Origin of the sequence: Paenibacillus violae (assembly GCF_032461945.1) — a bacterium.
Taxonomy (GTDB): Bacteria; Bacillota; Bacilli; order Paenibacillales; family NBRC-103111; genus Paenibacillus_E; species Paenibacillus_E violae.
Genome location: NZ_JAWCUD010000004.1, coordinates 34,419 through 54,971, shown reverse-complemented (window position 1 = coordinate 54,971; position 20,553 = coordinate 34,419). Strand labels below are relative to the sequence as shown.

Annotated in this window: 20 protein-coding genes and 1 other annotated feature; of the genes, 16 read left to right on the top strand and 4 right to left on the bottom strand. The window is 48.1% G+C overall.

Annotation, left to right across the window (positions count from 1 at the left end; translation table 11 throughout):
- The 13 genes from RQP52_RS14205 (at position 1) to leuS (ending at position 13,257) form a co-directional block, all read left to right on the top strand.
- A complete protein-coding gene (locus RQP52_RS14205; RefSeq protein ID WP_315952312.1) occupies positions 1 to 1,287 on the top strand; it encodes a DUF58 domain-containing protein in 1,287 nt (428 codons plus the stop codon).
- Positions 1,280 to 3,511: a transglutaminase TgpA family protein gene (locus RQP52_RS14200; RefSeq protein ID WP_315952310.1), complete on the top strand. Its 2,232-nt coding sequence runs from the start codon at positions 1,280 to 1,282 to the stop codon at positions 3,509 to 3,511. The genes RQP52_RS14205 and RQP52_RS14200 overlap by 8 nt, the downstream gene beginning before the upstream one ends.
- A 61-nt stretch (positions 3,512 to 3,572) precedes the next feature.
- Complete coding sequence (locus RQP52_RS14195; RefSeq protein ID WP_315952308.1) at positions 3,573 to 4,352, top strand: alpha/beta hydrolase; 780 nt, start codon at positions 3,573 to 3,575, stop codon at positions 4,350 to 4,352.
- A 90-nt stretch (positions 4,353 to 4,442) separates the two neighbouring features.
- Entirely contained in the window at positions 4,443 to 4,937 is a 495-nt protein-coding gene (locus RQP52_RS14190) for a YqeG family HAD IIIA-type phosphatase (protein WP_174806720.1), read from the top strand.
- A gap of 8 nt (positions 4,938 to 4,945) precedes the next feature.
- Positions 4,946 to 6,061 carry a ribosome biogenesis GTPase YqeH gene (gene yqeH, locus RQP52_RS14185; RefSeq protein ID WP_315952305.1) on the top strand — a complete coding sequence of 372 codons (1,116 nt, stop codon included), beginning with the start codon at positions 4,946 to 4,948 and terminating at the stop codon, positions 6,059 to 6,061.
- Positions 6,062 to 6,078: 17 nt separating this feature from the next.
- Positions 6,079 to 6,939 (top strand): shikimate dehydrogenase, encoded by an 861-nt coding sequence (aroE, locus tag RQP52_RS14180; RefSeq protein WP_315952303.1) that lies wholly within the window; start codon positions 6,079 to 6,081, stop codon positions 6,937 to 6,939.
- Positions 6,940 to 6,959: 20 nt separating this feature from the next.
- Positions 6,960 to 7,253, top strand: coding sequence for a ribosome assembly RNA-binding protein YhbY (yhbY, locus tag RQP52_RS14175; protein ID WP_127449922.1), 294 nt, complete (start codon positions 6,960 to 6,962; stop codon positions 7,251 to 7,253).
- 12 nt (positions 7,254 to 7,265) lie between these two features.
- Entirely contained in the window at positions 7,266 to 7,853 is a 588-nt protein-coding gene (locus RQP52_RS14170) for a nicotinate-nucleotide adenylyltransferase (protein WP_315952302.1), read from the top strand.
- Entirely contained in the window at positions 7,843 to 8,409 is a 567-nt protein-coding gene (yqeK, locus tag RQP52_RS14165) for a bis(5'-nucleosyl)-tetraphosphatase (symmetrical) YqeK (RefSeq protein WP_315952301.1), read from the top strand. The genes RQP52_RS14170 and yqeK overlap by 11 nt, the downstream gene beginning before the upstream one ends.
- An 18-nt stretch (positions 8,410 to 8,427) precedes the next feature.
- Complete coding sequence (gene rsfS, locus RQP52_RS14160) at positions 8,428 to 8,775, top strand: ribosome silencing factor (protein WP_127449916.1); 348 nt, start codon at positions 8,428 to 8,430, stop codon at positions 8,773 to 8,775.
- Positions 8,772 to 9,665, top strand: coding sequence for a CvfB family protein (locus RQP52_RS14155; RefSeq protein ID WP_315952298.1), 894 nt, complete (start codon positions 8,772 to 8,774; stop codon positions 9,663 to 9,665). Before rsfS ends, RQP52_RS14155 begins: the two co-directional genes overlap by 4 nt.
- A 1-nt stretch (position 9,666) precedes the next feature.
- Positions 9,667 to 10,428 carry a class I SAM-dependent DNA methyltransferase gene (locus RQP52_RS14150; RefSeq protein ID WP_315952297.1) on the top strand — a complete coding sequence of 254 codons (762 nt, stop codon included), beginning with the start codon at positions 9,667 to 9,669 and terminating at the stop codon, positions 10,426 to 10,428.
- A gap of 68 nt (positions 10,429 to 10,496) precedes the next feature.
- Positions 10,497 to 10,734, top strand: a binding site (T-box leader).
- A 63-nt stretch (positions 10,735 to 10,797) separates the two neighbouring features.
- Positions 10,798 to 13,257, top strand: coding sequence for a leucine--tRNA ligase (gene leuS / locus RQP52_RS14145; RefSeq protein ID WP_315952295.1), 2,460 nt, complete (start codon positions 10,798 to 10,800; stop codon positions 13,255 to 13,257).
- Positions 13,258 to 13,269: 12 nt separating this feature from the next.
- Here leuS and comER read toward each other — a convergent pair whose 3' ends face one another.
- Positions 13,270 to 14,109, bottom strand: coding sequence for a late competence protein ComER (gene comER, locus RQP52_RS14140; RefSeq protein WP_315952292.1), 840 nt, complete (start codon positions 14,107 to 14,109; stop codon positions 13,270 to 13,272).
- Positions 14,110 to 14,268: 159 nt separating this feature from the next.
- Between comER and RQP52_RS14135 the strand changes: the two genes are divergently transcribed.
- The 3 genes from RQP52_RS14135 to RQP52_RS14125 all read left to right on the top strand — a co-directional run bounded on the left by RQP52_RS14135 (position 14,269) and on the right by RQP52_RS14125 (position 18,037).
- Entirely contained in the window at positions 14,269 to 14,805 is a 537-nt protein-coding gene (locus RQP52_RS14135; RefSeq protein ID WP_315952290.1) for a ComEA family DNA-binding protein, read from the top strand.
- An 82-nt stretch (positions 14,806 to 14,887) separates the two neighbouring features.
- On the top strand, positions 14,888 to 15,400 hold the full coding sequence (locus tag RQP52_RS14130; RefSeq protein WP_315952288.1) for a deoxycytidylate deaminase: 513 nt from the start codon (positions 14,888 to 14,890) through the stop codon (positions 15,398 to 15,400).
- A gap of 108 nt (positions 15,401 to 15,508) precedes the next feature.
- Positions 15,509 to 18,037: a ComEC/Rec2 family competence protein gene (locus tag RQP52_RS14125; protein ID WP_315952286.1), complete on the top strand. Its 2,529-nt coding sequence runs from the start codon at positions 15,509 to 15,511 to the stop codon at positions 18,035 to 18,037.
- Positions 18,038 to 18,062: 25 nt separating this feature from the next.
- On the opposite strand, the gene RQP52_RS14120 is transcribed toward RQP52_RS14125, so the two are convergent.
- From RQP52_RS14120 to RQP52_RS14110, 3 genes are read right to left on the bottom strand one after another with little or no spacing between them, the layout of a single operon-like run.
- A complete protein-coding gene (locus tag RQP52_RS14120; RefSeq protein ID WP_315952284.1) occupies positions 18,063 to 18,248 on the bottom strand; it encodes a hypothetical protein in 186 nt (61 codons plus the stop codon).
- A 6-nt stretch (positions 18,249 to 18,254) separates the two neighbouring features.
- Complete coding sequence (locus RQP52_RS14115; RefSeq protein ID WP_315952282.1) at positions 18,255 to 19,454, bottom strand: Ger(x)C family spore germination protein; 1,200 nt, start codon at positions 19,452 to 19,454, stop codon at positions 18,255 to 18,257.
- On the bottom strand, positions 19,444 to 20,553 hold the full coding sequence (locus tag RQP52_RS14110) for a GerAB/ArcD/ProY family transporter (protein ID WP_315952280.1): 1,110 nt from the start codon (positions 20,551 to 20,553) through the stop codon (positions 19,444 to 19,446). Before RQP52_RS14110 ends, RQP52_RS14115 begins: the two co-directional genes overlap by 11 nt.

Here is a 20,553-nt window from a genome sequence, read left to right as displayed (position 1 = left end):
ATGACTCGACCGGTATTCAAACGATTCGGGGAACGTCCCCGGTTTCCGGCTCCTTTATGGCTACTGATTTCCTGTTTCACGGCTAGCTTATTCTTCCTGTTATTTCAAGGAGGAAAGCTGGCCTCCATGCTGTTTATTATCATTACCCTTTTGTCGATCTACTTACTCGCAGGCAACTGGAGCGGCATCAGACGTGCTCAAGGGACGCGCAAGCTCTCCATTCAAGGGCAGGATGCACAGCTTGAAGCGGGTCAATCACTGCAAATTGGCATTGGCGTACAGATTCCCGGTTTTTGGCCGATTCCTTATATGATTATCAAAGATCAGTTCATCCGTCAGAGTGGAGAAGAAACCATCTTTGAAGGTTCGCTGATTCCGGATTGGAAGCGCAGAGGGGAACTGCTGTACAGCACGCCTCCGCTGCGAAGGGGATATTACCGGTTTGGTGATACGGAATGTCTGACCGAGGATATCTTTGGCTTCTTCCAGCATAAGGGACGCCTGGAACTCCAGCAATCCGTTACGGTATACCCGCAAACCGTAGCCATCCGGGAATGGGCGCAGTTCCATCAAATGCTCAAAGGCATGCAGCATCATTCCACGACGACAAGAGCCCACCGGGAAACGACGCAGATTAACGGTGTTCGTGAATATATTTACGGGGATCGCTTGTCCCGCATTCACTGGAATGCCACAGCGAAGACAGGGACTTGGAAGTCCAAGGAGTTCGAACGGGAGTCGCTGCCCAAAACGATCATTTTATTGGATCGCACGGCTCGTGCCTATGGTGACGCGGCTGAATTTGAACTAGCTGTTTCTGTGGCGGCATCCTTGTTCCGGTATGGGGCCGGCCGCGACTTAGCGCTTGGTTTGCTGTCAATCGGGAAAGAATCCACCTATTTTGAACCGAAACAAAGTCAGAATCACCACAAGCATATTTTAAAACATTTGGTCGGGGTTGAAGCTGACGGCTTTCATTCTCTGCAGCAAATTTTGAAAGAACATTCACGGGAACTCCCAGCCGGCTGCTTCTTTGTACTTATTTCTCCGCAAAAGGGTTCCGTCATGATGCAGGTGCTGACGCAACTCGAGCATCTTCAAATGAATCCTTGCCATATGTGGATTCATGCCGAACCTTCGCATGCTTTCAAACTGCAGGGGGCGGTTCAGGATAGCGCAAAAGACGATTGGGTTAAGGCGATTCGCTCACAAGGTTATATGGGGTATGAGGTCAGTCAATTAACGGACTTGCCTAACCTGTTGGGAGGGGCGAAACGTTATGCTTAGCTCACTCTGGAAGAGAATTGTTTTTACGGATTGGGAACAGCGCCTTAGTGCGATTCTTACGGGTATTTATCTGTATCAATTTGTGATTTGGATTATGAAGGAAGACGGCTTGTGGCTCCCTGAAACGGTCGTTTTTGTCACAGGAACATTAAGCCTTGTTGCGGTTACGTATCTGATTCCGCATCTTCGACGCGTATGGCGAGTTCTCATTCAATTCGGATTGGTCATCGCTCTTCACGTCATCGGGATGGGTTACCATTTTGTTGCCGTACACGTGACGACGTGGAAGAACGCACTCCGATGGGTCGCCTTAAACGCCGGTCAGTTAGAGCCGTATATTTGGTTTAGCTTAGCTGCTTGGCTGACTTATTTATTTGCCATGTGGTCAGTGAAATCGAGGCTGCGTATTTTCGTTCTCATTGCTGTCAGTATATTGTTTTTTGCCATACGAGATTCCTTCAGCACTATTTTCCTGTGGCCGCAAGTAGCCATGGTCATCTTCTGCGGATTTTCGCTCCTGATGGTTCGCCACTTCGCCAAACTGAAGAAACGGGCCCCTGTTATTTGGGAGACGATTACCGATTATCCCTCTTCGCTCCTGCTTCCAGTGGGGCTGATCGTAGGTGTCATTACGCTTGTTGGGTTTCTGGCTCCTACCGTAGAACCTGTCTTAACCGATCCATATACCGCTTATAAGGTGAGTCGGGGAGAATCCGTACCTCTATTAGGAAAAGGGGTAAGCGTGACGGCGTCTACCGCCGATACTTCATCGGGTTACAGCAGGGATGATAGTCATCTGGGTGGTGGATTTCAATTTGACTACACACCTGTCATGACAGTAGAAACGAGCAAACGCACCTACTTCCGTGGTGAAACGAGAGCTCAGTATAATGGAAAAGGTTGGGAGCTTAGTCCGAATGAGAAAAAGCTTCCGATGAATCGGGTCAATCTCAATACACTGCCTCTTGATCCGAGATTTGATTTCTCACTGTTGAAAACCCAGGAAGTTACCCAAACCATTGTTATGCAGAGAGAGGATGTGTTTCCGGTTCTCTTCGGCGGGTATGCCGTCCAGCGACTGGTGGAAGTGAATCAAGGTGAGAATCCGTTTCAGCGCATTTTATGGTCGCCTCGACAATCCGAGCTGCGGTACACGGGCAGAACGAATTATCCCAAAGAGTATGCCATTATTACTCAAGAGCCTATTTTGGATGTAGCGCAGCTCCGCGAGGTGAAGAGTGACTATGGGAATAAGCCGGAATGGGCGGAGTATTTGCAAATACCGGCGGATCTTCCCGAACGTGTCAAGCAACTTGCGATCGACATCACCAAATCAGCGACTAATCCTTATGATAAGGCCAAGCTGATTGAGGCTTATTTATCAGAGCATTACCCTTATACGAACACACCGGACGAAAGTAAAGGGAAAAGCAAAGATTTTGTAGATCGATTCTTGTTCGAAATCAAACAGGGATACTGTGATTATTATTCCACGTCAATGGCCGTGCTTGCTCGTTCAATCGGACTTCCGACCCGCTGGGTGAAAGGGTACTCATCCGGAACTTCTCCCCAATCTGATCAGATGCGAGAATTTGGTATTTTGAGTCAATTCGGTGAAGATATCGATGCTGACGCTGCCGGCACGTATACAGTCCGGAACTCGGATGCTCATTCGTGGGTTGAAGTGTATTTTGAAGGCTTTGGCTGGATCCCTTTTGAGCCTACTTCCGGGTTTGCGCTTCCGAATGTGTTCCCAGCGGAGACACCTCCGCCTGTTGACCCTACCACGGAGAGCGATCCGGTCACACTGCCTGAAGAAACGAGTCAAGCACCTAGCTTTACTTGGCTATGGTTGACGTTAAGCGGTGTTGGTGCTGCTCTAATGATAGCTGCTGGCGCTGTATTTTTGCTCAAAAGCAACTATTGGCGCACATGGCGTATGCACAGAAAGCAATTGAAAGCCGTTAATTTTAATCAGAAAATCATTGTGGAATTCGAGAAGCTTCTGCGGATGAGCCGACGTAAGGGCTATACCAGATTAGAGCATGAAACGATGAGAGAAGCGACGGCCAGGTGGTCGAGCCAGAGCAAATGGATGAAAAAAGATCTGGAAACGGTGTTAGAGCTGTTTGAACGAGCAAAATACAGCCAAAATGTTTCGACCGAAACCGATTATCAAACCGTGAGTCAATCGATTATGAAATTAAAAGAACAAATGAAATAGGTGAAGAAAGCCACTTTCCCTTGCTGGGGGGTGGTTTTCCCTATGAGAGGAGCATATTCGCATGGCTTTTATCGATTGTCATTTTTACTCCGATTCCCTTGGTGTCTCAGCTTCCATGTATGTGATCTTACCGCAGCATGCACAAAATCAGATCGGGATCGCCTCAGCGAGCTACGGTACTTCAAAACATCCAACACTGTACTTATTGCATGGCCTATCTGACGATCACACCATTTGGATGCGGAGAACATCTATCGAGCGGTATGCGGCCAAGTTGGGGATTGCCGTTGTTATGCCGGCTGTTAACCGCAGCTTTTATACGGATATGGCGGCAGGTCCGAAGTACTGGACGTTTATTAGCGAGGAACTGCCGGCTATTGCTAGATCTTTTTTCCCGTTGGCAGAAGAACGAGAATTGAATTATGCTGCGGGCTTGTCGATGGGCGGATATGGTGCGATGAAGCTGGCTCTCACACATCCAGACCGTTTTGCAGCCGCCGCCAGCTTGTCGGGCGCCGTAGATATTTCGCATCGAGCATTAAACTTTCCGGATGAATTCAAGCTGATTTATGGCGATGTGACGAGTATCAAAGGCAGCAAAAATGATTTATTCTATTTGGCAGAGCAGGTGAAGGCTAGCAAAGGACCGAAGCCGGATTTATATCAGTGCTGCGGTACGGAAGATTTCCTATATGAAGATAACATCCGTTTCCGTAATTATTGCAGGGAATTGGGTCTGGACTTGACCTATGAGGAAGGGCCTGGAGAACATGAGTGGGGTTATTGGGACCGTCAAATCCAAAATGTCCTGAACTGGCTGCCGCTTCCAGCCCGCGGCTAGTGGGAAAATATGTTCTTTTCTTTTTGCAACAAACGGGTCACTATGGTATAGTTTCTCGTATATGTCGAGGAAGCAGTGGAGGGAAATGGTTTGCTGAAAAAGCTCGTACCCAGACAGTCCGTGCATACAATCTATGATATTGATGCCAATCATCTATGGGGATTTGGTGTTCGCGGTATCATTACCGATCTCGATAACACACTCGTAGGCGCGCGCGATCCGCATGCGACTCCAGAGTTAATAGAGTGGTTGAACCGGTTGCAGAAGATGGGCTTCAAGGTCGTCATCGTGTCCAACAACAATCATGGACGCGTATCCGCCTTTGCGGAGCCGTTAGGCATTCCATTCATTCACAGAGCCAAGAAACCATGGAACGTTTCATTTCACAAAGCTATGAAGCTGCTTGGTACGAATGCGAGACAAACAGCGGTCATAGGCGATCAAATGCTGACGGATGTGCTTGGCGGCAATCGAATGGGGCTTTACACGATTCTGGTCAATCCGATTTCTATCAATGACGAAGGTTTTTTCACACGAATTAACCGGCGGATTGAGAAATGGGCGAATGCCAGGATGAAGAATTAGGAGGTTTCATGAGTATAGAAACGATTAATCATTGTGCGGGATGCGGCGTATTGCTGCAAACAGAAGACAAGAGCAAGCTCGGATTTATTCCGGCAGAAGCGCTGCAAAAGGAGCCGGTTATTTGTCAGCGCTGCTACCGGATCAAGCATTATAATGAATCTTCCACTATCACGCTGCAGCAGGACGACTTCCTCAAATTGCTTGGACATGTCGGCCAAACCAAGGCGTTAGTTGTGAAGATTGTGGACATTTTTGACTTTGAAGGCAGTATGCTCAGCAGTCTGGGACGGTTTGTCGGCACGAATCCGGTCCTGCTTGTCGTCAACAAGATTGATTTGCTGCCGAAAGTGACCAATGCCAACAAGATCATCAACTGGGTGCAGCGTAGAGCCAAAGAGGCCAACCTTAAAGTTGTTGACATTGTGCTCTGCAGTGCGAAGAAAAATATCGGCTTTGATCGCGTGATTACGGCTGTACAGGAGCACCGCGGCGACAGAGATGTGTATGTTGTTGGTGCTACTAATGTCGGCAAATCGACGCTTATTAACCGTTTAATCAGCGATTACAGCGATTTGGAAGCGGAGCTTACGACATCTCAATACCCGGGCACGACGCTGGATTTGGTCAAAATCCCGCTCGACGATGGCCGGTTTATCGTAGATACGCCGGGGATTGTGCACTTGCACCGTCTAACCGAGGTTGTGAAGAAACGTGATTTGACACGTATCATGCCGGATAAGCCGCTCAAACCGGTTGTTTTTCAGTTAAATGAACAACAAACGTTGTTTTTTGGCGCGTTAGCTCGCTTTGATTTTATTAAAGGTGAACACCAGTCGTTCACATGCTACACGTCCAACGCGATTCAAATACATCGCACGAAGTTGGAGCGGGCAGATGATCTGTACGCCGATCACAAAGGTGTCATGCTGGCGCCTCCTAATGAAGCGGACTTGGACGAGCTGCCTCCACTTGTGAAGCATGGGCTGAACATTCCAAAGGGGAAACAAATGGATGTGCTCATCTCCGGTTTAGGTTGGATCAAAGTGAACAGCCTGGCTGGTTCACAGCTTGCCGTTCATGCACCGAAGGGGATCAAGGTTATCACACGAGAGTCATTGATATAGGGGGACCAGAGGAGACCATGGAGAAGAGCCGGGCGATAGACAGTCATACGATTCTATATGGGGTATTCGGAGATCCGATTCGGCATTCCCGATCGCCCATTATGTTGAATCGCGCTTTTCAAGAAGCAGATATTAACGCGGTTTATGCTGCTTTTCATGTGCGTCCTGACGAGCTTGGAGATGCGGTTCGGGGGATTCGGGCACTGGGGTATCGAGGAATTAATGTCACCATTCCACATAAAGTTGAGGTTATGCAGTACCTGGACGAAATTGACGAGGGAGCTCGTATCGTTGGCGCGGTGAATACAATCGTGAATGAAAACGGCAAGCTCATCGGCTACAATACGGACGGAATTGGTTATGTTCGTTCTCTCAAAGAAGAAACGGGCATCGATTTGAAGGGGAAAAGCGTTCTTGTCCTTGGCGCCGGCGGAGCTGCAAGAGGGGTTGCGTATGCACTCGCCAAAGAAGGTGCAGGCTGCATTTACATCGCGAATCGGACAAAAGAGCGCGCATTAGAGCTTGCTGATACAATCAGTGCTTACACGAAGACAATCGGTCTTGGTCTTGATGAGATTGCGAATGTCGTGGATGAGGTCGAGTTCGTACTGAATACGACCTCAGCGGGGATGCATCCTAACACGGAAGAGCTGCCGATGCCGGTTGAACTTCTGAAAGAACATCATCTCGTGAGCGATTTAATCTATAATCCGCGCATTACAAGGTTCCTTCGTGAGGCGGAAGCCAAAGGAGCCCGCATTCATGGCGGACTGGGCATGTTTATATATCAAGGTGCTTTTGCTTTTGAATACTGGACTGGTAAACTTGCGCCCGTTGCGGCGATGAGACAGGTGGTAGAACAGTCGTTAGCTGAATAAGAATGAATAGAGGGACATCCATGTTAACAGGCAAACAGAAACGTTATTTGCGCTCATTGGCGCACCATGTAGATCCGATTTTCCAAGTAGGCAAAGGCGGCGTGAACGAACACTTAATCCGTCATATCCAAGAAGCGCTGGAAGTGCGTGAATTGATTAAAATTACAGTGCTGAACAACAGCGGAGAAGATCGGGATGAGGTAGGCGCTGAACTGTCCGAGAAATCCGGTGCTGAGCTCGTACAAGTGATCGGTAAAATCGTCGTGTTGTATAAAGAATCGCGTGACAAGAAAAAGATTGAACTGCCGAGCTAAAGAGGTGTAAGCATGCTTGTCGGAATTATGGGTGGAACCTTTGACCCGATCCACACCGGTCATTTAATCGCTGCGGAGCGGGCGAGGGTGGAAGCAGGATTAGACGAAGTATGGCTGATGCCGGCCAACGTGCCGCCGCATAAGTCCAACGCGCCGAAGGCCACAACGCAGCAGCGCTGGGAGATGGTTTGCCTTGCTGCGGAGGGGAATCCTTTTTTTCGTCCGATTGATATCGAAATCAGCAAAGGCGGCGTATCTTATAGTATCGATACGATTGAACTGCTGCGCAAACAATATCCCACAACAGAATTTGCTTATATTATAGGTGCAGATATGGTTCAGTATTTGCCGCAGTGGCATCGCATTGATGACATCGTGCGGCATATTCGTTTTATCGGTTTAGCCAGACCTGGCTACGAACTGGATATGGCGCATATGTCTGCTAACATCCGTGAGCGAGTAACTATTGTCCCCATGCCGCTAGTTGAAATTTCATCCACAGCCATTCGCGAGCAGCGAAGTCAGAAACGATCAGTTCGCTACCTTGTTCCAGAAGTCGTGAACGGTTACATGGAGGTGAACCGATTGTATGAAGCGTGAGAAGCTAATCGCAGCCGTAAAAGAACAAATGCCTGAGAAGCGCTGGCTCCATACACTTGGTGTCATGGAAACGAGCGTCATGCTTGCGAAGCGATTCGGCGGAGATCCTGTCAAAGCTGATCTTGCAGCTATTTTACATGACTATTGCAAGTATTGGCCTGTGCAGGAGCAAGCTAAGATTATTCGCGAGAATGGGTTGCCCCAGGATTTATTAGATTTTGACAAGGAGCTTTGGCACTCGCATGCCGGGGCGTTCATTGCCCAGTCGCAATTTGGTATTCAGGACGAGGAGATATTGGATGCGATCCGGTACCATACCTCAGGGCGTGAAGGGATGTCGCTGTTAGACAAAATCGTATGTTTAGCGGATTATATGGAGCCAGGCCGGGAATTCCCTGGTGTAGAGCTCATCCGTGAGGAAGCCAAGAGCAGCTTGGAGAAGGCGCTTGTTGCCGGGTTTGATTCTACGATTCGGTTTTTGATTGAAAAAGGAAAACGAATTTATCCGCTTACCATTTTGACACGGAATGATTTGATTCAACAAATAAACAACTAATTCATGGAGGTTGATTGAATGAGTAAAAGCCCAGAAGAGATTTTAGCATTTGTCGTAGAGGCTGCAGAGGATAAAAAAGCGGCGGACGTTGTCACGCTTAATTTGCAAGGTATTTCCTTGATTGCGGATTATTTCGTCATTTGCCACGGAAATTCAGAAACACAAGTGCAAGCGATCGCGAGCGAAGCCAGAAAGAAAGCACATGAGTATGGCGTCACGATTAGAGGTTACGAAGGTATTGATACAGCTAGATGGGTTCTGCTTGATTTAGGAGATGTTGTTCTGCACGTTTTCCACCGCGATGATCGCGAGTACTATAACATCGAAAGACTTTGGTCCGATGCCAAAGTTGTGGAGCGCGTATGAGACTGGAAGCAGGATCCCTCGTTACCCTTGAGGTAGCGAGGGAAGTTCCGCCAAACGGATATTTCCTGAGCGACGGCTATCAGGATGTACTTTTACCGTATGCGGAGATTGTGGGCAAAATCAAGGCCGGTGAGCACGTGGAAGCCTTTTTATTCCATGATACACAGGACAGGCTCATGGCTACCATGAAACGTCCGTTAATCCAGATGGGCGAAGTCGGGCTGCTCGAAGTTGTCGATATCCATCCGAGATTTGGTTACTTTCTGGAGATGGGGTTAGGTCGTAACTTGCTCCTTCCTTACCGTCATGTGCCGGAATTGGAGGAATTGCGACCTCAAGTGGGGGACAAGGTGTTTGCAACATTAGCACATGACCGTCAAGGCCGCTTAATTGCGAAGCTGGCGCTGGAAGACGATCTGGCTCCACTTTGTGTGCGTGCTCCTTCAAGCTGGAGCAACCGCTGGGTGAAAGCGCGTGTGTACAGACCGCTGCAGATGGGCACTTTCGTTATTTGCGAGGCCGGTGTTCTTGGTTATGGTGTAATCGGACTCATCGCTCCTACGGAGAGAACACGATTACTTCGTGTGGGTGAGTTGGTTGACGTACGAGTCGCCTTCGTTCGCGAAGAAGATGGCCGCGTGAATCTGTCGATGAGACAGCCGAAGGAAAAAGGTCGGGATGAAGACGCGGAGAAAATTCTTAGTGTGCTGGAGACGCGTCCTGGAAATGCAATGCCATTTTCAGATAAAACGTCCGCGGATATCATTAAGGATCGGTTTGGCTTGAGCAAAGCGGCCTTTAAGCGTGCATTAGGCAAGCTGATGAAAGACGGGCTCATCTATCAGGAGGACGATTGGACCTATCTGAAAAAAGAGGAGAATCCTAGTTAAAATGAGCTATGAGAAATTTGCCTACACGTATGACCGTCTGATGAACAGCATGCCATACGAAGATTGGCTTCGTTTCGTCAAAGAAAGTTTTGACCGGTTTGGCGTGAAGCCGGTTTCGATTGTAGATCTCGGCTGCGGTACCGGCAATTTGACGATTCCGCTGGCATTGCAAGGGTATCAAATGACAGGCATTGATTTGTCGGAAGATATGCTGGCTGTAGCGGAACAAAAAGCAGGAGAACAGCCTCAGCTTGTGCGCAGCGGTGCTGTTCGTTTGTTTCAGCAGGATTTGCGGGAGTGGGAGCTTGGGGAACCGGTTGATGTCGCTCTATCATTCTGTGATAGTTTGAACTATTTGCTAGAGGAAGAGGACATTGTAGATGCCTTTCGCCAAACTTATGAAGGACTTAAGCCGGGCGGTTTATTCCTGTTCGATGTGCATACGCCCCAGCAGTTGTTTGCTTATGCGGAATCTCAGCCCTTCTTCTTGAATGAAGAGGATGTAGCTTACATTTGGACAAGCGAGTTGGATGAGGAAAGAGTTCAAATTCAACACGATTTGACCATCTTTGTCAAAGAGGAAGGCGGCAAGGAACTGTTCCAGCGCATCGATGAAACGCATGAGCAGCGCGCTTATGCACTGGATTGGCTCGAGCAGATGCTGCGCGAAGCCGGTTTTCGTGAAGTGCATAAGGCTGCTGACTTTACATGGGAACAGCCTACGAAGCTGACAGAGCGGGCTTTCTTTATTGCAAAGAAATAAAGCATAAGGTGCCTCGCCGCTTGACAGTGCGGCATTATTTTACATATAATCAAAGCTAATCAGATGATCACAAAGCTTGGAAGAGGATTAGTAACTTGCACAGCATCTCGCAGAGAGCCGGTTAAAGGGTGGAAGCCGGTAGATGTCAGTCTTGTGAACTCGCCTTGGAGCTAGAGGGTGAATCGCCACGCACGTTGGCGTTAGCCGGATCGTTTCACCCGCGTTAAGGGGCAGAGTGAACACAGGCAAAGCATGCCTGGTGTTAACTAGGGTGGTACCACGGGAATCTAACCTCTCGTCCCTAGCGATATCCGCTAGCGATGAGGGGTTTTTTGGCGCTTATAGCCGTACACAGGGAGGAAATTTCACATGACACAGGAAACGAAAGAAACGAAGGAATTACAGGGTTACAATCCCCAAGCGATTGAGCCCAAATGGCAAGCTTACTGGGATGCTAAGAAAACATTCAAAGTGCTGGAAAACTCGGATAAGCCGAAATTTTATGCACTGGATATGTTTCCATACCCTTCAGGAGCCGGTCTGCATGTAGGACATCCGGAAGGTTATACGGCAACGGATATCGTCTCCCGTTTCAAACGGATGAGAGGTTACAACGTTCTTCACCCAATGGGCTGGGACGCGTTCGGACTTCCGGCTGAGCAGTACGCGCTGGATACGGGGAATGATCCTCGTGATTTTACGAAAAAAAATATTGATACTTTCCGCCGTCAAATTAAATCGCTCGGGTTTTCCTACGATTGGGATCGCGAGATTTCCACGACGGATCCGGAGTATTACAAATGGACGCAATGGATTTTCATCCAACTGTACAACAAAGGTCTTGCTTATGTAGACGAAGTACCTGTTAACTGGTGTCCGGCACTAGGGACGGTTCTTGCGAATGAAGAAGTCATCGACGGCTTGAGTGAACGTGGAGGCCACCCGGTTATCCGTAAACCGATGCGTCAGTGGATTCTGAGAATTACGGAATACGCTGAACGTTTGCTGGAGGATCTGGAGGAGCTTGACTGGTCGGAGAGCATTAAGGATATGCAGCGCAACTGGATCGGTAAATCGACAGGGGCTGAAGTTCAATTTGCGATCGAAGGGCATGAAGAGAAGAGCCTGACCGTCTTTACAACACGTCCAGATACTTTATTCGGAGCGACTTATTGTGTGCTTGCACCTGAGCACGATCTTGTGCAGCAAATTACTACAGACGGGCAAACAGCCGCTGTGAAAGAATATCAAGATAAAGCTTCCCGCAAAAGCGATCTGGAGCGTACAGACCTGGCTAAGGACAAAACAGGCGTATTCACAGGTGCCTATGCGATTAATCCTGTAAACGGCGGGAAAGTGCCGATCTGGATCGCGGATTATGTGCTTGGCGGTTACGGAACTGGCGCCATCATGGCAGTGCCTGGACACGACCAACGTGACTGGGAGTTTGCTAAACAGTTCGATCTGCCAATTATCGAAGTCGTGCAAGGCGGCAATGTGGAGAAAGAAGCTTACGCTGGAGACGGCGCTCATGTGAATTCCGGACCTATTGACGGCATGAACATAGAGCAAGGAATCCGTCACATGATCGCTTGGCTTGAAGAGAACGGCAAAGGTCAAGGTAAGGTCACTTACCGCTTGAGAGACTGGCTGTTCAGCCGTCAAAGATACTGGGGAGAGCCGATTCCGATTCTTCACCTGGAAGATGGCACGATGAAGCCTGTACCGGTTGACCAACTTCCGCTTCTGCTTCCTCAAGTTGACGAAATTAAACCTTCGGGAACCGGGGAATCACCTCTGGCGAACGTATCGGAATGGGTGAATACAATCGATCCGGAAACGGGGATGAAAGCCCGCCGCGAGACGAATACGATGCCGCAATGGGCTGGCAGCTGCTGGTACTACCTGCGTTTCATCGATCCGCGTAATGATAAAGAATTCTGCTCGCATGAGCTTCAACAGCAATGGCTGCCAGTTGATTTGTATATTGGCGGAGCTGAGCATGCGGTACTTCACTTGCTGTATGCCCGTTTCTGGCATAAAGTGCTTTATGATCTTGGATTTGTTCATACGAAAGAGCCGTTCCATAAGCTGGTAAACCAAGGGATGATTCTTGGCGAAAACATGGAGAAAATGAGTAAATCACGCGGCAACGTTGTAAATCCGGATGACATCGTGAGCGATCAAGGCGCGGATACTCTGCGTATGTACGAGATGTTCATGGGTCCGCTTGAGGCGACAAAACCATGGAATACAACGGGTGTAGACGGCATTTACCGTTATTTGAACCGTGTGTGGAGACTGTTTGTGGATGAGAACGGTCAAGTTCAATCCAAAATCAGCGCGGATGAGACGCTTGGAAGCGACACGTTCAAACGCACATGGCATCGTTCCATTAAGAAAATCACCGAGGATTTCGAAGCGCTACGGTTTAATACGGCGATCAGCCAAATGATGATTTTCGTCAATGAAGCTTACAAAACGGAGCGTTTGCCGCTCGAAGCGATGAAAAACTTCGTTCAGATGTTGTCTCCGCTTGCGCCGCATTTGGCGGAAGAGCTGTGGGAGAAGCTGGGTGGTACCGAGTCAATTACGTATGCACCATGGCCGACTTATGACGAAGCTTGGACCGTCGATAATGAAATTGAGATCGTGGTACAGGTCAACGGCAAAATTGTGGACCGCGTGCTGATTTCAAAAGATACGGACGAAGCTGCGATGGAGAAAATCGCTTTTGACCTTGATAAAGTCAAAGAAGCGACCGCCGGAAAGGCCGTTCGCAAATTGATTGTCGTTAAAGGGAAATTAGTGAACATTGTTGTAGGCTAGTCAGGAAAAAGACTATTGAGAAGACTGCTGTTTTATTGTTAATTGCTGCTCAGTCTTCTCAAGGTCTTCTTGATATTTGTCGTGGGTAGCGTGGATTACTCGCGAGAATACGCCGGAAAGCTCCTCATCCAAAATACGCAATCCTTCGGCCGTTATACCGCCGGGCACGGAGACACGTTTTTGCAAGGTCGTAGGGTTAAAGCCGCCCGTCGTCAACAGCTTGCCTGTTCCAAGTGTCATCTCACTGGCAAGAAGCGTTGCTTCTTCAGGGGAGATACCTGTGACTTCAACTGCTGCATCGATAAAGGATTGAATGAAGTTGGCAAGAAAAGCAGGACCGCAGCTGGATAGATCTGATGAGATGCGTGTATAATTTTCAGACACCCGTATCGGTGATGAGATATGGGCAAATAAATTTTCCAGCCATTCTTTATCCTCGGGCTGCATCCGATTACCATGAATACAAAGTGTAGCACCACTTAATACATAGTTCGTAATACTTGGAATGATTTTACTTATTTTCGACGGCAAAAGACTTTCCAAATGTTTAATCAGCACAGGACTTGTGATGGATACGATGAACTGGGAGGGAAGCACGTCCTCTTTAATTTCATCAATAACCTTTTTAAATTCAGAAGGCTTTACACAGAGGAAAATAATATCGCTCTCCAGCACGACTTCTCTATTCGATTGGGCTACCAGAAGCCCAGGATATGTCTCCGCAAGAAGCTCAACTTTACGAATCGTTCGATTTCCTGCAATAATTTGCTCCGGATTGAAAGCCCCAGAATGAATGAACGCTTCAATCAGAATACTTCCCATACTCCCAGTACCGATGAACCCTGCTTTCATCTAGTAATCCCTCCCGAAAAAATCAGTCACTTTCGTTAATATTTATAGAACGGGGTCAGTTTTGGATGCCATTCGGATGCTTTTTCATGTATATGCATGCTTCTCTGTCATTATGAAAGATTAGCTTGTATTTTTATTTAAACTGTAAGGAGGGAGTTCGTGGCCGTATTTCGATATCGAAAATTTTTATATGTTGCTATCATGGTTTGTTTTGTCGTTTTTGTCGTATGGCCTTTTGTAACAGGGGGCCGGTCATCGATGATACAAACGGAGTTTAAGCCAGTGAATGCGCAAATTGAAGCTCTCATAGTGAACGGAGAGGAGACAGCTCTGGAATCCATAGCAACACCTGGAGCCACTTTTGAAACCACCGAAACCACCGAGACCACCGAAACCTCCACACCGAACGCGTCTCCGGCTGCCCCGCTAACAAGCATTACTTCAGAATCACCTTTACCTAAGCTAAAAGGAAGTCCAAGCCCATCACCTTCAACGGGTCTATTGGATTTGAATACCGCAACGCTTAAGCAATTAAATGATTTGCCTGGGATAGGCGACAGTAAAGCGAAAGCCATTTTGGAATACCGTTTGAAAAAAGGTAGATTTAGCAGAGTTGAAGAGTTAACCGAGGTGAAGGGGATTGGGGATAAAATGCTTGAGAAGCTGAAGCCGTTTGTTTACGTAACTTCAACATAGTCCTTTCTTTCATTTTGAGATGAAGTATGAGAGAATACTAGAAATGAAAATAGGAATTAAAGGACAGGAGAGGGGAGCTACGATGAGTAACCGCAAGGACTGGGACACTTACTTTCTTGATATTGCCTATATGGCTTCCACACGTTCCAGATGTAATCGAAGGCATGTTGGAGCTGTGCTCGTTCAAGGGAAAAAGCTGCTCGGAACAGCTTATAACGGCGCTCCGATGGGGGTGCCTGATTGCACGGAAGCCGGGTGCATGCTTGTTGAAGAAATTGAACTGAAAGTGGTGGAGGATGTTGAGGAGGTAGTGCGCAAGCAGCGCTGTATCCGCACCATCCACGCCGAGCAAAATCTTTTACTCTTTACAGATCGTGAGGATCGGGAGGGCTCTACGGTCTATGTTACCGATCAGCCCTGCTGGACTTGCGCAAATATGCTTGCCAATAGCGGTGTGACGGAGATTGTTTTCCATCGCGGCTATCCGAAGGATAACGAGAAAGTCAGCCAGTTAATGGCGGCCAGAGGCATCACCTTCCGCTCCATGGAAGGGTACGAACCTCCGCCTGGCACCGTATCTGACGTTGTGAATTAGATCAATTTAATCGGCATTGGGGAAGAACCTCATTTCAGCAGCAGCCTATGAATAGGGCTCATCTGAGATGAGGTTTTTTGTTTGGCCGGAAGGGAGGAGTAAGCTTAAATGAAACGACCAGTTGTTATAGGATGCTCTCTGTGGATAACTGGCTATGTGCTTGCGCTATACAGCCATCTTCCATGGCTGTCATTGACGACGAGCTCGCTAATGCTTGCCGCGATCGTCGTCATCCACCTGCTGCGGCTGCCCGGCGGACAGCCGCTGTGCGCGCTTTTGCTGGTCGGAGCAGCCTACGGCTACTTCCAATGGACCGACCAGCGCAACGTCACGGCCCTGCTGCCCCTCACGCAGCAGGAAAACCCGGACGGCCGCGAAGTCACGCTGCTCGGCCGATTCAGTTCCCCTGTCACCGTTGACGGCGACAGGGCCAGCTTTACCGTGGAAGCGGAGTCCGTCCGCTTCCAGGACCGCGCTTTCCCGCTCGGCGGGGAAAGCGTGCAGGTCTCGCTGCGCTTGCTGGCGCAGCCGCAGCAGGAGGTGGCGTCGGCGTGGCGCCGAGGCGACGCCCTGACGCTCACGGGGACGCTGCGCAGCCCGTCCCCGGCACGCAACTTCGGCGGCTTTGACTACCGCCGATATTTGCGCCTTCACTACACCCATTGGCAGCTCATAGCCAAAGGGGTGGATCAGGCGCAGGTGCAGCCTGCGGCTGCGAGCATCAGCAGCACCCAGCTGCTGCGCTGGAACGACATGCTGCGGGAGTACCTCAGCCGCCGCATGGACCTGATTTTCCCCGCGCCGCAGGCGGGGTTTATGAAGAGCATGCTGATCGGATTAACGGACGATCTGGATCCCGAACGCTTCCAGCAATTTTCGGAGCTGGGACTGACTCATATTTTAGCCATATCAGGCTTGAATGTTGCCGTATTTCTAGGCGTCTGCTTCTGGGGCATGCGCCGCTTAAAGCTGACCAAAGAAACGTATTTGCGCATATGCTTTTGGCTGCTGCCCTTCTACATCCTGCTGACGGGTGCATCTCCTTCCATTGTAAGAGCGGGGTTGATGGCCATGGTGGCGCTGTACGCGGCAAGAAAAGGAGTAACGAAGGATGTGCTGCACAGCATGGCGATCGTGGCTTGGGTCATGCTGGTGTGGAATCCTTATTTCTTGCTGGATGTCAGTTTTCAGCTCTCTTTTCTGGTTACTCTAGGACTTATTCTTGGGGTACAGCGTGTAAATGATTTGCTTGAAGGATGGCTAACCTCCTCCGTTTTAAGAAACACAGCCTCAATAACCCTTGTTTCGCAACTCATTTCCTTACCTGTTTCGATCTATTATTTCAATCAATTTTCCTTGCTTTCCTGGCTGGCTAACGCCGTTCTGGTTCCCGTTATCAGCTTAGTTGTATTTCCTGCTGGTATTATAGCAGTCGTTTCGGGACTTATGTATTTGCCGGCTGGACAAGGAATGGGGGGGCTCATTTCGTGGTTGAATGATGCGATTTTTTGGGCGACAGACAAGCTGCAGCAGCTGTACCTTTTCAAACAGATTTGGCCCACCCCAAGCTTGCCATGGATTGCTTTTTATTATCTGCTGTTGATTGGAATTTATGGGCTTTGGAAGCGTTGGAGCCTCGGTAACATGGATGAGCCCCCGATTAGGTTAGAGAGCATACAAGACAGAGGAGGAGCGAAACATGCGATAGGGTTATGGCTTGCCGTAGGAGGTTTCCTTGTCCTGTTGTGGATTGGCTATTCTCCTGACCGGCTAGAGAGAACCGGACTTGTTCAATTTATAGATGTGGGCCAAGGGGATGCCATATTTATTCGAACACCGTATGGGCGAAATCTTCTGATAGATGGCGGAGGCACAATTACGTTCAGCAAGGCTGGCGAAGGTTGGAAAGCACGAAAAGATCCTTATGAAGTAGGGAAAAAACTGTTGGTTCCTTTACTTAAAAAACGTGGTGTACATCAATTGGATATGCTGGTACTGTCTCACGAAGATGCCGACCACAGCGGAGGGCTTCAGGCTGTTATCGAACAAATTCCTGTTAAGCAATTTGTGTTCAACGGTACCTACAATCCGAATAAAGGCATAGAGAAATTATTCCAAACTGCTTTAGACCGGAAATTCCCGATGCTTGCCGGGGAACAAAGCGGATGGATCCAGATCGATCCTGTGACCCGACTGCGGGTTCTGTATCCTTTTTCAGAAACAGTAGAACAAGCCGAGTTTGTGAAGGAACAAAATGAGTATTCTGTCGTGCTCATGCTGGAAATGATGGGAACGAAGTGGCTTTTTACAGGAGACATGGGAAAAGAATCAGAGCTGGCGCTTCTGGGTCGTTTGAAAGAGAACAAAGAGGAGCCGGACCGTCTCGATGTTATGAAAATAGCGCACCACGGCAGCAAATACTCTACTTCGCAGGAATGGCTGGATTATTGGCAGCCCCGAACGGCTGTAATTTCAGTAGGAGCAGGAAATCTATACGGTCATCCTGCACCCGATGTCATGGAGCGGTTAAGAAATAGGGGCACGCATGTACTTCGAACGGACCTGATGGGTGAAGTGCAGTTGGAAGTGCGCAAAGATGGGTTATTTGCGCGTACGAAAATCAAGGAAGCAGACTGACAAGATCTCGTCTTTCCTTAACGATTTATGATTTGGCTTCCGGGGGCTTCGATTGCTGCTGAGCCGTTTCGTTTTGCTGCTTCCATGGCGGGTCTCCGTTTTTGTGAAGGAGTTGATTAATCAGATAAGTGCCGAGTGGTACAACAAACGAAAGGATTGTACAGATCAACACCAATCCGGAAGGCATTAAGCCTAAAAAAGTTGACCACATGGCTGATTACTCCTTTGTTGATTCGAAAATATTGCCAATACGGCGGATAATCACTTTGGTCTGCACGTCGACCTCTGCTTGAGCAAACAAATTCTCTCCGGTATCCCAATTTTCCGCAATCGGCTTCCACATTTTATAATGATCCTGGAATAAATAAGGGCCGAGGCCTAAAGCGTCTTTTTTGTAGGTATGCTGCAATTTTTTGATCGTCTTATTGGTTGTGGAGGTCAATTTGTCTTCCAAGCTTTTCTCAAGCGCTTCTACGGTTTTTCCATCAGAAGGATCGATGTTGGTGATGGATTTGTCCAAAGTGCCTTCGGCAATGATTTTAATCGTAAATTTCATATGTCCCGGACTCGTTTGTTGGACGTAAAACTTCCTGTTTGAGCGTTCCACTTTAAAGGCTACGACTTGATCATCGATGTTGGATTCAACGATTCCGCCCTTCACTCGCTTCGTAATAAAGTTTAATCCTTGCGTTTCTTCACCCGTAAGGAAGCCGAGCAACTGCTTGGTTGTTCCATCGAATAAGGCGCTTCCATTCAGGGTCACACCTCCGCCTTCCTTTTTAATGGTTTGTAGAACAAAGCTTTCATTTTTGATTAAAAATTCATGCACATCGCCAATCCTTGATTCAGGAAGCATGAAATTCGTTTTTTGATAGTTTTTGGCGATAGAGGAGATATAATCAATTGGCGTTGATTCATTGTTTGGGTATATGCCGAGGATATCCGAGGCTTTCCCTTCCGCGATTAAAATTTGAACGCCGCGCCGCATTTCGCTATTTCGCAGAAAAAAATCAAGCACATTGGGGAGGTTGGCTTTGTTTTTCGCCACATCACTAGAAATGATGATGATTCTCAAGTGTTCAAAATAAGGAGATCGGCTTGTTTTTCCTGATATTCTGGCGGCTACAGCCGGCATCGAGTTTTCTGTTGTCGAGATATTGAAATAAGCCTGTCCGGCATGGGGATTCATGCTGTTGCCTTGTCCGGTAGTACTTCCGCTGCTTTGTTTTAGTCCGCCAGGCACTATCATTTGGTAGGTACCTTTGTATAGATTTTTTCCGTTATCCCCCTCCGGTTTGTCGATGGCGACTCCAACAACGAAGCCGCGTTGATTAATTTCCACACGGTCCCAGCATCCTGTCAGCAGCGACAATGAGCAACCGAGATATAGTGTGGCGAGTATCTTTCTAGGAAGCATCGCTCTTCACTCCTCGAAGCTTGGCAACTACATGTATGAGAATTGGAAACAGAATACTCACCACAATTCCTTCGTAACTGATGAAGGAGCTCATTTTACTAAAATCAGATAAATTTTTCGGATACATACACATTAAATAGATGATCGGGCTAAGAACGAATACCCATGTCTTGTGTTTTGGTTTGGGGAACAAAGAGCGAAGTCCATAAATCGTACAATCATAGGCCATGACAGTAGTCGTAAAGACAGCCATGATCCAAATCGTAAAAAAGATGGATTCGAACCGTTCAAAGAATTCGCCAGGGATCTGCATTTCCTTAGCAAGCTCTACAGCTGGATAAGTGATTTCCGGCAGTGCGAGCTGTGAAAAAACACCTACGCAGACAAGATAGATGGCCGTATATAACACGAGAGGGATAAGTACACCGATGGCTACAGCTTTTGGGGCATCTTTCGGTCGGTTCATTATCGTAATATAGAACAGGACGACTTCAAAACCCAAAAGCGAAAAAGCGGTCGTTTTCGTTGCAGCGGCTAACGATTTCCAGTTCGTCGTATAAAAAGGTTTCAGTTCTTTTATATCGACCATACCCAGGCTAAAGAGAAGAACGAGCACTGTGACCAATAGTACGATCGGTATAAATAAGATGTTTAAACGAATGAGTCCTACGCGGCTGCCGCTAACGGCATACACGTTTACCATTAAGAAAGCAAAGGCAATGACCTCTACAGGCGTTGTTTCAAATAAGTATTGTTTAGCAATATTGGCGATAGCCCTGACTTCATAAGCGCAAAAGGAAAGAAAATAAAGCGATAGCAATAAAACGGCAGCGAAGGCAAGGGGCTTTGTGATCGCAGCAGAAGCATAGACGTAGTAGCCTTGGCTGCTGAAATGTGTCGCTATTTTGGCGAGTATCCAAGCGACCCCGATGGCAAGCATGCCTGCTGCGAACATAGATATCCAACCGTCCGAGCCATTGACTGTTTTTGCTAACTCACGTGGGAGCATCAGAATGCCAACCCCGATAATCATCGAAGTCACGGTAATGGAAATATCTAATGAACTGATCTCTTTATCCCCGTATTCAAAAGACTTCAT

What these genes read in the sequence shown, in the direction of transcription:
- RQP52_RS14205 (WP_315952312.1), top strand. Translation starts at nt 1, where the DNA reads ATGACTCGACCGGTATTCAAACGATTCGGGGAACGTCCCCGGTTTCCG.
- RQP52_RS14200 (WP_315952310.1), top strand. Translation starts at nt 1,280, where the DNA reads ATGCTTAGCTCACTCTGGAAGAGAATTGTTTTTACGGATTGGGAACAG.
- RQP52_RS14195 (WP_315952308.1), top strand. Translation starts at nt 3,573, where the DNA reads ATGGCTTTTATCGATTGTCATTTTTACTCCGATTCCCTTGGTGTCTCA.
- yqeH (WP_315952305.1), top strand. Translation starts at nt 4,946, where the DNA reads ATGAGTATAGAAACGATTAATCATTGTGCGGGATGCGGCGTATTGCTG.
- aroE (WP_315952303.1), top strand. Translation starts at nt 6,079, where the DNA reads ATGGAGAAGAGCCGGGCGATAGACAGTCATACGATTCTATATGGGGTA.
- yhbY (WP_127449922.1), top strand. Translation starts at nt 6,960, where the DNA reads ATGTTAACAGGCAAACAGAAACGTTATTTGCGCTCATTGGCGCACCAT.
- RQP52_RS14170 (WP_315952302.1), top strand. Translation starts at nt 7,266, where the DNA reads ATGCTTGTCGGAATTATGGGTGGAACCTTTGACCCGATCCACACCGGT.
- yqeK (WP_315952301.1), top strand. Translation starts at nt 7,843, where the DNA reads ATGAAGCGTGAGAAGCTAATCGCAGCCGTAAAAGAACAAATGCCTGAG.
- rsfS (WP_127449916.1), top strand. Translation starts at nt 8,428, where the DNA reads ATGAGTAAAAGCCCAGAAGAGATTTTAGCATTTGTCGTAGAGGCTGCA.
- RQP52_RS14155 (WP_315952298.1), top strand. Translation starts at nt 8,772, where the DNA reads ATGAGACTGGAAGCAGGATCCCTCGTTACCCTTGAGGTAGCGAGGGAA.
- RQP52_RS14150 (WP_315952297.1), top strand. Translation starts at nt 9,667, where the DNA reads ATGAGCTATGAGAAATTTGCCTACACGTATGACCGTCTGATGAACAGC.
- leuS (WP_315952295.1), top strand. Translation starts at nt 10,798, where the DNA reads ATGACACAGGAAACGAAAGAAACGAAGGAATTACAGGGTTACAATCCC.
- comER (WP_315952292.1), bottom strand. Translation starts at nt 14,109, where the DNA reads ATGAAAGCAGGGTTCATCGGTACTGGGAGTATGGGAAGTATTCTGATT.
- RQP52_RS14130 (WP_315952288.1), top strand. Translation starts at nt 14,888, where the DNA reads ATGAGTAACCGCAAGGACTGGGACACTTACTTTCTTGATATTGCCTAT.
- RQP52_RS14125 (WP_315952286.1), top strand. Translation starts at nt 15,509, where the DNA reads ATGAAACGACCAGTTGTTATAGGATGCTCTCTGTGGATAACTGGCTAT.
- RQP52_RS14120 (WP_315952284.1), bottom strand. Translation starts at nt 18,248, where the DNA reads ATGTGGTCAACTTTTTTAGGCTTAATGCCTTCCGGATTGGTGTTGATC.
- RQP52_RS14115 (WP_315952282.1), bottom strand. Translation starts at nt 19,454, where the DNA reads ATGCTTCCTAGAAAGATACTCGCCACACTATATCTCGGTTGCTCATTG.
- RQP52_RS14110 (WP_315952280.1), bottom strand. Translation starts at nt 20,553, where the DNA reads ATGAAGTCTTTTGAATACGGGGATAAAGAGATCAGTTCATTAGATATT.